Source organism: Streptococcus sp. Marseille-Q6504 (assembly GCF_965111625.1).
In genome coordinates this window covers 1-12,541 of the sequence record NZ_CBCOON010000009.1, presented here as the reverse complement: position 1 = coordinate 12,541, position 12,541 = coordinate 1, and the positions used below count along the sequence as shown (strand labels likewise).

Below are 12,541 nucleotides of genomic sequence, written 5' to 3'. Positions count from 1 at the left end.
TTATTTTCCTTTTCTATCTACTTCGTGCAACAACTGACGAAGCATATTAGCACGAATATAATTAGCTTCCTCACCTAGAATTCGGTCTGTCCCCATAGCTAATAATAGACTCATCTCTTGGCGGGTCATGAGTTCTTGTTCGACTAAGAGTCTTAAGACATCTTCAAAGATGACTTGGTTCACCTCATCACCCACTGAATACAACAAATCGCGGAGCATATCATGATGGTTAGAGAATTCAATTCGACCAATGCGAATATAGCCTCCACCACCACGTTTACTCTCAACTAGATATCCTCTACTCTCTGTAAAACGAGTCTTAATCACATAGTTGATCTGGCTAGGTACGACTTGAAAGGTATCCGCTAGCTGGCTTCGTTGCAATTCTACGATACCAGATTGTTCTAAAATCGCCTTGATATAGGCTTCAATATGGTCCGATGTATTTTTAAATTTCATAGCTTGCTACCTCCTTCTTAAACTTTGACTATCTTTGACTATACTATCATTTAAGACTCTATAAGTCAAATTTTTAAGGCTAAGTCCTTGAAAATACTGAGTTTTAAAAATAGCTATAGGTAACAAGCAATTCCCATTTCATTTTCTATCCTACAATTATGTTATAATAACAAAGTTACACCTAGCTTTCAAATCCTTTGAAAGTATGTTATTTATGATCAAATCTAAGAAATATTTCGTAAAGTCTAGAAAAAAACTTCGGTATCATTAATGATGTACCGAAGTTTTTTGTAGTGTGAGTTTTTCACAGTTTTTAGCTATAGTTCATATTCTATCATCGAGAGAAAAAATCTCTCCAGTAAGGATTTTCTCTATCAAAAATTCTAACTTCTTCTTCCGTCATATTGTGAGGATAGTCAAGAAAAAGGTTATAAATTTTTTTCTTATCAAAGCTGAATAATATTTCTCCTCTAACATCTATCTTATCAATCCACCAAACTTTTGACTCTTCACTATCTTTGTAAAAATCACTGTACCCTTCAAGATTAGACTCCGAAAAAATGGGTTCATCTATTTCATCGAATGGGTCTTGTTTGCTGTAGTCATTTAGTTCATTATTTAACATCATTTAATCACTTTTTGTTATCTCTTAAAATTACCACCAGGTAAATGATTTCTTGCTTGGTAATTCTCCTCTATCCCACATCTGCTTCACTGCTCCACGAGCCTTGTTTGCATAATAGGGTGCCCCAAGTTCTTTATCATAATTTGACTCGATAGCAACTGTAACTTCACCAGTGCTCTCATCAATCTCAATCAAACCTGGGTCACGATTTTCTGGAATATACCAATATCCTAAAATACTAGAATTGAAAATTTTAATTAGTCTAATCATTGCTTTTTTCCTATATTCTAAAGTCGCTCAAGTCATTTAGTACCACACAACTTGCCCTGATTCTTTCAAGCCACCGTCTTCATTTTTTAGATTTATAATACATGTTGACACATTGAACGGATTGATTGCTATAGTTTCTGTGCAACACACTATGATTGACTATCCGATAGCGTAAATACTGCCACTTTATTCATCAATTCATCCTCTGTGTAGTCAATTGTAAATGTATCCATTTCAAAAAAAGATTTTGGTGGGGTTGAATCCACAAAAGGGAGACTATTTATCCTATACTCTTTGTCTCCAATTTTTACAAATTGATTAACTCTTAATTCAGAAAAGTCTGGATTTTCAACTGTAATAGAGACCAAACGATTTGCAATTCTGTAAACATCAATGATTCTATTTCTCATATAATTACCTACTACACAAATACTTGATTTAAAGTAAGCACCTCGGCCATTAACATTGAATTCAAGATTTGCGCCTATATATTTTTAATTTCTTCTTTTTTCATCACATCACCATACGTCAATTATATCACTTTTCTCTATCAGAATTTCCATTTATAGACAAAAGAGAGCAAGTAAAGAATAAACTTCACCAACTCTCTTCATTTCTAATTATTTAAGCCCAATTCTTCTAAAATCTGGCGTTTATAGGCAATTTTTTGAACTTCCTTGTCTTCGGTTTCAGACCAGTCGAGTTTGATTTCAGAAACAATCTGACCAGGGCGATTTTTCAAGATATAGATGCGATCACTGAGATTGAGGGCCTCCTCTATACTATGCGTAATGATGAGTGTCGTCAGGCCTAGCTGTTTATGAATATCAAGATACCAGGCATGAAGTTCCATCTTAGTCATCTCATCCAAGGCGCTAAAGGCCTCGTCTAGAAGAAAGAGCTTATGCCCAAAAAGATAGGTACGAAGCAAAGCAACACGCTGGCGCATCCCACCGCTGAGTTCATGAGGGTACTTATCCCTTACAGCCGTCAACTGAAAGGTAGCAAGAATTTCATCTGCTTTGGCAATGGCTTCTGCCTTGTCCACCTTTTGGATCAAGAGGGGCAAAATGATATTGCCAAGGACAGTCTTGTGTTCCAAAAGTAAATCCTTTTGGAGCATATAACTCACGCGCCCCTTGGGATTTTCCTCACCGTCAAGAATGATTCGTCCAGACTGGACTTCTAAAATCCCTGCAATCAGGTTAAAGAGAGTGGTCTTGCCTACACCACTGGGGCCTAGGATAGAGACCACTTCACCTGAAGTCACCTGCAGGTTAATATCCTCTAAAATCTTTTCATTGTCGTAGGCATAGCTTACGTGTTCTAGTCTAATTTCTGTCATTATTTTACAAATTCGTTCGTGAATCCTTTATCAGTCAAGTCTTCCTTGAGGATACCATTTTCTTTATCCCATTTGTAGAAGGCATTCCAGCGGTCAGCATCAAATTGTCCCCATTTTTCCTTGTCGCTTGCATATTCTTTTGACAAGTATTTTTGAGATTCGATAACAAAGTCACGTTTATCCTTTAACTCAGGGGCATTCTTGATGAGGATATCTGCAGCTTCTTCTGGGTGATCCATAGCGTATTGGTAGCCTTTTTTGATAGCTTGGATGACTTTACGAGCTTCTTCTTTGTTGTCTTTTAGATAGTCGTTGTTAGCGATGATCACTGGTGAATAGTAGTCAAATTCTTTAACGTAGTCTTTCAAATACATAAAGTTAGCATCTACACCTTGAGATTTAGCAAGGATTCCATCCCAACCATAGTAAATCCAGGCAGCATCAAAAACGCCATTGGCAATCGGTGTGATCGAGTTCGAGTCGTTGTTTGGTACTTTTTCAACCTTGTCAAAGTCTCCACCTTGAGATTCTACCAAGGTTTTCAACATAGCAAGCTCAGTCGGGTCATTCCAAGTTCCGTATTTCTTGCCAACCAAGTCTTTTGGACTATTGATATTGTCAGACTTACGAGAAATAATCCCTGATGTATTGTGTTCTACAATCGCTGCAACGGCAGTAATACCTGCTCCTTTTTCCAATTTCTTAGCCATATAGTCTTGGAAATAGATAGCAAATGGCGCCTTACCATTGATTACTAAGTCTGATGAGCTTTCTTCTGGTGGCAATTTCAAGTCCACGTCCACTCCAGCTTCCTTGAAATACCCTTTTTCTTTGGCTACATAAAGTCCTGTGTGGTTGGTATTTGGCGTCCAGTCTAGGATAAAGTCAATTTTTTTGAGTTCTGCTTCTTTGTTATCCTTAGAAGCAGTTCCTTGGCCACAAGCCACAAGCACGACAGCTAGAAGAGCTGTTACAATCGTTAAAAACACTTTCCATGTTTTCTTCATTTTAATTTCCTCTTTTCTTTTTCTCAAACGTTATTGTTCTATGAACGTTTCCATTTAATCACATATTTTTCACTGATATCGACTAGCTTCATACCCAGAAGACTAATCAGCGATACCAGAATAATAATCGCGAACATGGTATCATACTGAAACAGTTTCTTGGACTGAATCATGTAGACACCAAGTCCTTCAAAGCCTCCTAACCACTCAGATACCACTGTTGTGATAAAGGCATAGGAGACACTGACCCTCAGTCCTGCATAAAAGTAGGGCAGGCTGACAGGGATTTTAAAATGCCACAGGATTTGCCAAGGATTTGCTCGCATCAAACTAAACAAGGTCAGCATATCCTTGTCACAATGCCTAAATCCATCTAGAATACTGACGATAATAGGGAAGGTTGTCGTCAAGATAATCAATACAATCTTGGGCAAGATTCCATAACCCAACCATAAAACTAGAATAGGAGCTATAGCAATTGTCGGTATGGTCTGGACAACTACCATCATGGGGTAAATCAAGTCATTGAGCCAACTCAGACTATCCATAAGGACGGCCATAATACAGGCTATCATAACACCCAAGACCAAACCTAATAAGGCTACTCTCAAGGTTGCCCAACTATGGTACCAAAGAAATTCTCTGTCACGAACAAAAGACTGGAGAATCTCAAGTGGTGTCGGCAGGATAAACTTTGGTAAGAGTTTTAAGAATCCCGCCACCTGCCAAACGGATAAGACACCTAAAAATCCTAGCAGACTAATATGCCGTCTCATTATACTTTTCAAGTTTCTCATCAATGCTTAAAATCTCTCCTACATTTATTTTGACATTGGCAAAAACATTGTCTGCCCCTTGACCAGCTACCTCCAACGCTTCTTTAAGAATACGCATGAGTTCATCAAACTCTCCCTCTAAAACTGTTTCAAAGGGTGTCACCACCATGGTCACTCCTTGAGTTTGCAGATAATCAATGACCTTATCAATTATAGCTATACGATCAATCCCCTGTGATAAGGGCAGGACTTGTAAAGCAATGCTTGCTTTCATTAAAACCTCCTTCTAAGTTACAGTTTTCCTTTGTAAAAAAAGAAAAACCTCTTCCATATATGAAAAAGGTGCAAAATTAGGCTAAGTTTCGTTCCCTACGCTGGCATTATCCAGATCAGGTGCGGTCGAAGTTTAACACTTCCTCTCAGACTGTACACAGACTCCCATATATTATATGGACATATGATAACGAAAAATAAATAAGATGTCAAGGAAACTGCTTACAGAAAAAAGAGTGGGACAGAAGTCGGTAATTCGTTAGAATTCGATTTCGTCGTCCCACCTCCGCACAGTTGAGTAGGGCTGTAAAAGCTGATGAAATCAGCGTAGTAAAGCCCACTCAACCACTGCGTCTTGCTCGACAATCCAAAGAAAATTGAGAGGCTAGGACTTTTGTCCCAACCTCTCCTCTAATCATCTATTCTCAGTTAATTCTTCCACTTAAAGCATAGGTGCAAATAACTGTGTTACTTCTTTAATCATCATTTGATACCAGGTAGGATTTATGGTATCCGAGAAGATTTCTTGAGATTGTTCAAAAATTTCTTCAAAATCTTTGCGAATATCTGCTATTGACTCTGTTTTGTAGAGTAGTACTGCATTTTCATAGTGATGAACCAAGCTACGATAATCCAAGTTAATAGTGCCAACAGCCGCAAATCGATCATCAACAATCATTTGCTTACTATGGATAAAACCAGGTGTGTATTCAAAAATGCGAACACCCGCAGATAAAAGATCTGGATAAGCTCCCCGTGTTACAAGTTGAATGAGTTTCTTATCCGGTATATGGGGTGTGACTATTCTAACGTCTACGCCTCGCATCGCCGCATTTTTTATATCCTCTGTCAAATCATAATCGATAATGAGATAAGGCGTTGTAATATATACAAAATCTTCTGCTTGATTAATCAGATTTTGATAAACAATCTTCCCTACCTTCGTTTTATAGATTGGCTTAGGTCCACTGCCGTATGGGATACAAAGACCGCTACCAAATCGTGTCTGATTTTCCAAATGATACTGATCAAAGTCACTGATTTCCCCACGGTTGATGTACCAGTTCATGAGAAATAGTCTGGTAAATGCTTGAGTCGCCGGACCATCAATCCGAATCCCACTATCTTTCCAGTGTCCAAAACGTTCAATATGATTGATATATTCATCTGCAAGGTTGATTCCTCCAGTATAGGAAATTTGTCCATCAATCACTAATATTTTCCGGTGGTCACGGTTATTATAGGCTACTGTCATACGAGGAATCACCTTATTAAATTTATGAGCATCAATCCCTTTAGAACGCAAATAAACAGTATAATCCCCAGGCAAAGTTACCATACAACCGATGTCGTCATAGAGCATCTTGACTTCGACTCCCTGAGCTGCCTTTTCTTCCAGAATTTCGAGTATGCTATCCCACATCAAACCCTCATCGACAATATAGTATTCAAGAAAAATAAACTTTTCTGCTCTTTTAAGATCCTCCAGCATCTGTTGCCACATTTCCTCACCACTTGCGAAAAATTGTGAATCTGTCTGGTCATAGACTTCTGCATTACTATCCATATGTAGCAAGGCATTGATAATTCCGTAAGCTGATTTGTCTGTCTCCTGTAGTTGCAAATGGAGTTGGCGCCCATTATTCTCATGAAATGCAATAGAATTCAATTCTTGGAGTTGTTTCAGTTCTTTTTTTGATAGTCTTCTCTCACCGAACATGAGATAAAGCAGTGGACCAAACACCGGTACAAAGGTCACAATCAACCAAGTCACTTTGCTTTCAGGTGACATCGAACGATTGACAATAGCTATAACGGTTGCTACGCTAATCAAAAATACAAGAGTCACCCAAATAATTGGAGCAATCTGGATCATGTAAAGAATAATTCCAAAAACAAGAACTAATTCTATAAGGATAATCGCAATACTAAAGCCATACTTGGACATTAATAAGCGAAATTTTCTGATTCCCATATTTCCCTCTCAATTTCTAAGTCTACTCCCTGATTCAACATCTGAAAACGCTTGTTACCTTCTAGTATACTTAGTTTCATAAAAGTTAGCAAGCTTTTTCTGTATAGGCCGATAGTTCTACGTTTAAAATTAATTTAAAAAGCAGGCCACTTATAGGTGCCTGCTTTTATTTTACAATTTTAAAGCCAACATATTGACAGTCATACCAGCTGCAGTCCCCATCAAGAAGATGGTATCTCCTTCCTTCACATAGCCATGATCGAGTGCATAGGCCAAGCCAAAAGGTACCGCAACGGAAACCATATTCCCATAATCACTAACGATATTAAGGTACTTGTCTTTGCTAACTCCTAGTTTATCCATAACAAGTGGTAATGCTCGGCTAGCTTGGTGTGGAATAATATAGTCTACAGCATCTTTAGAAATACCAGATTTCTCTTGGAATTCTTGGAACATTTCTGGAATGACACGAGCAGAAAGCAAGAGGATTTTCTTCCCTTTCATATCAAACATGAAATTCGTCTTCGTTTCTTCAGAGTACTCTTTTGGTTGATATGAAGTCAAACCTCCACGGATTTCAGTATCGTGAGCTCCCTCCGACCAAGTGCGTTGAAGACTTGCAATCACTCCCTTATCCTTGTCACTTGCTTGGAAAATAAAGGCTGCCGCCCCATCACCAAAGAGTTCATAACTTTCTTTTTGCTTCGGATTGAGACCCAAGCTACCGACTTCACTGGAAACAATCAAAACACGATGGTATTCTCCAGCTTCAATCAAATGTGACATAGTCGAAAGAGCTGAAATAAAACTTGTACAAGTCGTGTTGATATCCATAGCTGGTATAGAGAGCCCTTTTGCCACGCGCTCATGAATCAAAGCAGCTGTACACGGATAGGTTGAACACCAACCGCACTAGCTGATACAAGGCAATCAATGTCTTTCATACTTAAGTTTGCATTTTCAAGTGCACGTTGGATAGACGCTTCTGCCAAATCTAGCTGTGTTTCTTCATTTTCTACGACACGGTAACGCGTTTGGTCTTTAAATTGCACTGTGTTTTTTGGAAGGCAAACTCCATAGCCTGCAATTTCTACATGTCTTTTTACTTCTGTCATAATCTTTTGTCCTTTCATAAACGTTGGATACGCTTGAGCTTACGGCTTGTATCCCAATGATAATCTGAAAATCGTATTTCAGGTGCTTTAAACTTTTTCTGTTGAGCTAAGAGTCTGAATTGCTCTGTGATTGCTATTTCTACTTGCTCGTCCCTTCGACTCAGACAAACTTCCACTAACTTCTCAGAATGTTGTTTGACTTGGTAATCTCCGACATTCTCCACAAAGAGAATACAACGTCTGATAAAGTCAGGATAAATCGTTACTTGACCTCCATCTAGCCCCTCAAAGTAAAAGATGTCATCAGATCGACCTTCGACCTTGTCAATCCTTGTGTAATGAGATCCACATGGACACGGTTCTGGATTTTCAACCAAAATATCGTTGAGCTGGTAGCGATAAACAGGCTGACTGCTTCGTTTAAAGTCCGTAATCACTGGATAAAAACGTCGGTTATCTAAGTAGTGCTTTTCCACAAAAATGATGTCTTCATTGAGATGAAGATTCCCAGCAGAGCAAGTACAAGCTAAGAACCCTTCTGTTGCTTGATATACTTGGTCAATAATCGGCAACTCAAAAGCGCTCAAAATTCGCTCTTTATCACTATCTTCCAATATTTCAGCCACCGAAACGATTTTTTGTGGGTGAATGACTAACTCCCCATCTTTTAGACGCTTGCTCAATTCAATCAACATAGAAGCAGGTGCCACTACAATAGTCGGTTGATAACTATTGAGACGCTCGATATGCTCATCTGTATTCTTGAAAATATCAAAGTATTCTAAACGAATGAGTGCCGTATTGATGGTCTGATACAATTCATTATCCGCTCTGAGGAAAAAGGCTATGCGGTGCCCAAAAAGTTGGCCCTTGGGCAACATCTTTGCCAAGATAGCTGCTGCCCACATACTTCTCTCTTTTTCAGTTGTGATAAAGAGTCCCCGGTGTCCAGATGTTCCAGAAGACAACCCAACAGCTATTTCTCCCTTAAGCTCTGTAAAATTCCTGGTCTTTTCACTTTCGATAGCCAAAGCCAAGGCCTCGTCTCGATCTACACCTTGAGTATTAAGATCATTGAAATGCGTCATCATAAAAGCCTTATCCATATGGTCAAAGTCACTAGGTACACCATTTTTAAAATAAGGGGACTCACGCTTGAGAAAGTCCATATAGGCAGCCAGCTGCTTTTTCTGATAGTTTTCTAATGCTTCTCGAGATCTAAAGTTATGAAGCCAACGAGTTTGGAAAAAAGTTTTAAGAAAGGTTATTTTTTTCATACAAGATCCGCTCAATCCTTTCTACAGGGTCATGGCTAACTAGCACTTCTATTCCATCCTTTAAAACCTCTTCCAAGAGCTCCGTTCCTTTGATATAGTCATCCTTACTATCTTGCACCAAGGAAGGAATCAGATGCATCTGTTTCGTATAGGGTAAAAGGTCTATTCCCCAACAAAGATCTGCTGCGATAAAGAGATGATAATCTGGAATAAAGAGACAAGCTTGCCCCTTAGCATGCCCATCTATCGAAGCTACAAGGATACTTCCGTCTCCAAAAAGATCCTTAGTTAGACGATAAGAAAAGTTAGAGTTTTGCTGATCTGCCTTAATAACTGTCAACCTTTCCTCAAAAGTACTTGGTAAAAATTCTTTAAAAATTAAATCTTTTAGTTTTGGTTTCTTATAAACATCATACACTTCCTGAGTCAGGATAAAGTTTGCATTAGGAAAGAAGCTAGCCCCTCCCAGATGATCTGGATGTAGATGAGATAGCAAGACATAGTTAATTTCTTCTGGCTTAATTCCTTTAGCTTTCAATAAATGTGAAATCTGATCCTTGTCCGTCATTTGAACTGGCGTCCCTAGACGATAAAAGCTATAACGAAGTTTCCTCTTAATATCATAGTGATAGCCGGTATCATAAAGCAGATACCCCTTTTCCCTATGCTTGATTAAAAAGACACCTGCTGGAAAAGTCATCTTTCTATTCTTGACACCCTTAAATAACAAACCAGCATAACTAGTACAATATCCTGCTGGGAAATACTCAATGCTTTCGATAATCTTGGACATATTGCTCAATCCCTTCTGAAATACTAATTTTCGGATGATAACCCAGCTCCTTCTCAGCCTTACTAATATCAAGAGTCTGACTATAGCGAAGCAGGTAATAGGTGTAGCGTGTCAGGGCTGGTTCGCCTTTCAGATTCAGAGTCTTGTAAAGAAATTCTAAACTACTGGCAATTCCCGATAATAGAGTTGCTGGAATCTTTCTATATTTGATTGGATAACCCAAGCCTGTCAAACTTTCCTCCAACAAATCTCTAAAAGCTCTTGGTTCGCCATTAGTAATGTTATAGATGTCTCCTTTTGCTTCTGGAGCTTCTAATGCTAAACGAATTGCCAAAGCAACATTTTCCACACAAGTCATGTCCATGAGCTGACGCCCATCCCCAATCAAAGGAATTCCTAGTTTTTGACTCAGATTGATCACCCGTGGCAAGATGCTAGTGTCCCCAATCCCAAACAGGCCCCGAGGTCTCAAGATGATACTCGGAACATCTGGATAGTCTTTAAAGAGTTTCTCCGAAGCCAATTTGCTACGGATATAGTTATTGAGATTGTTTTCCTCTGGAGCATCACTTTCTTTGATAGCCAGCTGATCCTTAGGAGCAGCATAGATGCTTGGTGAGGATACATAGACTAAACGTTGAGTACCTGTTTGGCGACATGCCTCGAGAACATATTTAGTTCCTAAAACATTAGCCTGATAAAAATCTTCCCAAGGGCCCCAAACGGTTGACAGGGCTCCCGCATGAACGACCAGATCCATCCCCTTACAAGCCTCTAGCACATCATCAGCTTTAGTCAAATCACCCTGAAAAAAACTGACCGAAGAATTCTCTAAAGAGCAACCAACCTTACTGTTTCTACCAAAAGCTCGAACCTGATAGCCATGCTCGACTAATTCATCTACAACATATTTACCCAAGAAACCTGTCGCTCCAGTTACTAAAACTGTTTTCATTTTTTCTTCTCCTTATCTTCTAGCAGACGAAGAATTTCTCTCTCTAAGATTTCCGTCGGATGATAAGACTGTGCTGCTTGGCGTAAAGTCTCTAATTCTGGCCAATTTTCTTTAGCTAACAGCTCCTCAAAGGCTTGTCCAATGGCCTTGCTATTATCTCTTTTAGCTGAGAAAGCAACACCGGCTTCAACCCCACGAACGGCATAATCAAATTGGTCATAATCATGAGGCAATATCAAAGCTGGTTTACCATAAATGATACATTGATAAAAAATCCCTGCCCCCCCGTGATGAATCACGTAATCCATCTGGGGAATGTACTCCTTATAAGGTAGATAAGAAACTACGGAAAGGTTCTCCATGAGTTTTTCACATTGGAAGGCCTCTCCACCTACACCACGAGTTACAAAAAAGTGACAATCAGGATGAGCTTTTGCAAGTTGCTTAGCTTGATAGATAAGGTTTTCTTTAGCCCAAGCAAGTTGTGTACCACAAGTCATCAAAACTTTCTTTCGCTCCATAAAAGGAGACAAATCTAAAGGATAATCCTCTCCTGCCTCAACTGAAGCACCAGAAGGACCAACCCACTTGTAGTGTTTTGGAAATCCCTTTTTTAATTCTACTTCTTTCATACCAATACCAAGAATTGAATATGGAGAATAAATGGTCTCATGACCGAGTTGATTATACAATTTAAAATGATATCTTTTTAAGCGATCACGAAGCAGGAAAGATACAATACGTTTTACTAAACGAGTTGCTGTTCTACCTAAAAATTGTACTGAAACTTGCCTGGCATTCTTGGGACTTCCCATTCCACCAAAGAAACAAGGAGGACCATCTGTCGTTTCAATCGCAAACTGGGTAGCCATAGTTGATATCCACGGAATTCCAAGTTGATTAGCTACTAAACCACCTGACAAGGTTATAAAATCAGCAATGACGATATCAGGGCGATTCTTTTGCCACTCTTCCAATAATTGATCTGAAACTAGATTAATTAAATCAATACTAGAAGAAAGTTGTTGATAAGCTGATAATATCCCTAATTGCTGATCATTATTAGCTGCCCGTTCAAAATCCTCAATGTAATTATCTAGTATAGGAACTACATGAAAACCTGCAGACTCAGCAACAGCTTTTTTTTGAGGACCAGTGAACAAGCGAATATCATATCGAGGGTTATTAAGTAAGGGGATTAATAAATTCATTGTTGGGTACAAATGACCACTTAAAGGAACAACTACAACATCAATTTTGATTCTTTTCATATGTCTAGGATACCAAATTTTAAAAAAAAGAACTATCGATAAGATAATTCTTTACACATTTATTAGTTTTGACATGAAAAGATAACAAAATATTTAAAAAAATGAAATGTAGAATTGCAGATAATAATAATCAAAATCAAATATAAAAATAAAAAAAAAGGCAATTGCCTCAATTTAAGTATTGACCAATCGGGAAGACAGGATTCGAACCTGCGACACCTTGGTCCCAAACCAAGTACTCTACCAAGCTGAGCTACTTCCCGAGTTAAATGTTTAATGCACCCTAGAGGAGTCGAACCTCTAACCGCCTGATTCGTAGTCAGGTACTCTATCCAGTTGAGCTAAGGGTGCTCTTCAATATATGCCGAGGACCGGAATCGAACCGGTACGATCGTTACCA

Annotated in this window: 13 protein-coding genes, 2 tRNA genes and 1 pseudogene; all 16 read right to left on the bottom strand. The window is 38.8% G+C overall.

All coding sequences use genetic code 11. The features are described 5' to 3' along the window. Positions 1–459 carry a CtsR family transcriptional regulator gene (locus tag ACWPUA_RS07945; RefSeq protein WP_320694019.1) on the bottom strand — a complete coding sequence of 153 codons (459 nt, stop codon included), beginning with the start codon at positions 457–459 and terminating at the stop codon, positions 1–3. Positions 460–793: 334 nt separating this feature from the next. Beyond that, the gene (locus ACWPUA_RS07940; protein WP_454380222.1) at positions 794–1,087 is read right to left on the bottom strand and encodes a DUF7675 family protein; all 294 of its coding nucleotides are present in this window, start codon (positions 1,085–1,087) and stop codon (positions 794–796) included. 27 nt (positions 1,088–1,114) lie between these two features. Continuing rightward, positions 1,115–1,354, bottom strand: a complete 240-nt coding sequence (locus tag ACWPUA_RS07935) for a hypothetical protein (RefSeq protein ID WP_454380220.1) — start codon at positions 1,352–1,354, stop codon at positions 1,115–1,117. A 149-nt stretch (positions 1,355–1,503) separates the two neighbouring features. Continuing rightward, positions 1,504–1,764, bottom strand: coding sequence for a hypothetical protein (locus ACWPUA_RS07930; protein WP_454380218.1), 261 nt, complete (start codon positions 1,762–1,764; stop codon positions 1,504–1,506). Between the two features lie 206 nt (positions 1,765–1,970). Beyond that, a complete protein-coding gene (locus ACWPUA_RS07925; RefSeq protein WP_454380216.1) occupies positions 1,971–2,699 on the bottom strand; it encodes an ABC transporter ATP-binding protein in 729 nt (242 codons plus the stop codon). Next, entirely contained in the window at positions 2,699–3,706 is a 1,008-nt protein-coding gene (locus ACWPUA_RS07920) for an ABC transporter substrate-binding protein (protein WP_454380214.1), read from the bottom strand. Before ACWPUA_RS07920 ends, ACWPUA_RS07925 begins: the two co-directional genes overlap by 1 nt. Positions 3,707–3,744: 38 nt before the next feature. After that, on the bottom strand, positions 3,745–4,503 hold the full coding sequence (locus ACWPUA_RS07915) for an ABC transporter permease (protein WP_454380212.1): 759 nt from the start codon (positions 4,501–4,503) through the stop codon (positions 3,745–3,747). Next, positions 4,466–4,756, bottom strand: coding sequence for a thiamine-binding protein (locus tag ACWPUA_RS07910; protein ID WP_250307927.1), 291 nt, complete (start codon positions 4,754–4,756; stop codon positions 4,466–4,468). Before ACWPUA_RS07910 ends, ACWPUA_RS07915 begins: the two co-directional genes overlap by 38 nt. Before the next feature lie 441 nt (positions 4,757–5,197). Beyond that, positions 5,198–6,730, bottom strand: coding sequence for a cardiolipin synthase (gene cls, locus ACWPUA_RS07905; protein ID WP_454380209.1), 1,533 nt, complete (start codon positions 6,728–6,730; stop codon positions 5,198–5,200). Positions 6,731–6,901: 171 nt separating this feature from the next. Further along, a pseudogene (locus ACWPUA_RS07900) lies at positions 6,902–7,845 on the bottom strand (3-oxoacyl-[acyl-carrier-protein] synthase III C-terminal domain-containing protein). Positions 7,846–7,859: 14 nt separating this feature from the next. Next, positions 7,860–9,122 (bottom strand): F390 synthetase-related protein, encoded by a 1,263-nt coding sequence (locus tag ACWPUA_RS07895; RefSeq protein WP_454380207.1) that lies wholly within the window; start codon positions 9,120–9,122, stop codon positions 7,860–7,862. Next, the gene (locus ACWPUA_RS07890; protein WP_454380205.1) at positions 9,100–9,915 is read right to left on the bottom strand and encodes an MBL fold metallo-hydrolase; all 816 of its coding nucleotides are present in this window, start codon (positions 9,913–9,915) and stop codon (positions 9,100–9,102) included. Before ACWPUA_RS07890 ends, ACWPUA_RS07895 begins: the two co-directional genes overlap by 23 nt. Then, a complete protein-coding gene (locus ACWPUA_RS07885; RefSeq protein WP_414288351.1) occupies positions 9,890–10,870 on the bottom strand; it encodes an NAD-dependent epimerase/dehydratase family protein in 981 nt (326 codons plus the stop codon). Before ACWPUA_RS07885 ends, ACWPUA_RS07890 begins: the two co-directional genes overlap by 26 nt. After that, positions 10,867–12,141 carry a glycosyltransferase gene (locus ACWPUA_RS07880; RefSeq protein WP_454380202.1) on the bottom strand — a complete coding sequence of 425 codons (1,275 nt, stop codon included), beginning with the start codon at positions 12,139–12,141 and terminating at the stop codon, positions 10,867–10,869. The genes ACWPUA_RS07885 and ACWPUA_RS07880 overlap by 4 nt, the downstream gene beginning before the upstream one ends. 189 nt (positions 12,142–12,330) lie before the next feature. Further along, positions 12,331–12,404 (bottom strand) — tRNA-Pro (locus ACWPUA_RS07875). A gap of 14 nt (positions 12,405–12,418) precedes the next feature. Next, positions 12,419–12,492: transfer RNA gene (locus ACWPUA_RS07870), tRNA-Arg, on the bottom strand. Positions 12,493–12,541: the final 49 nt, after the last annotated feature.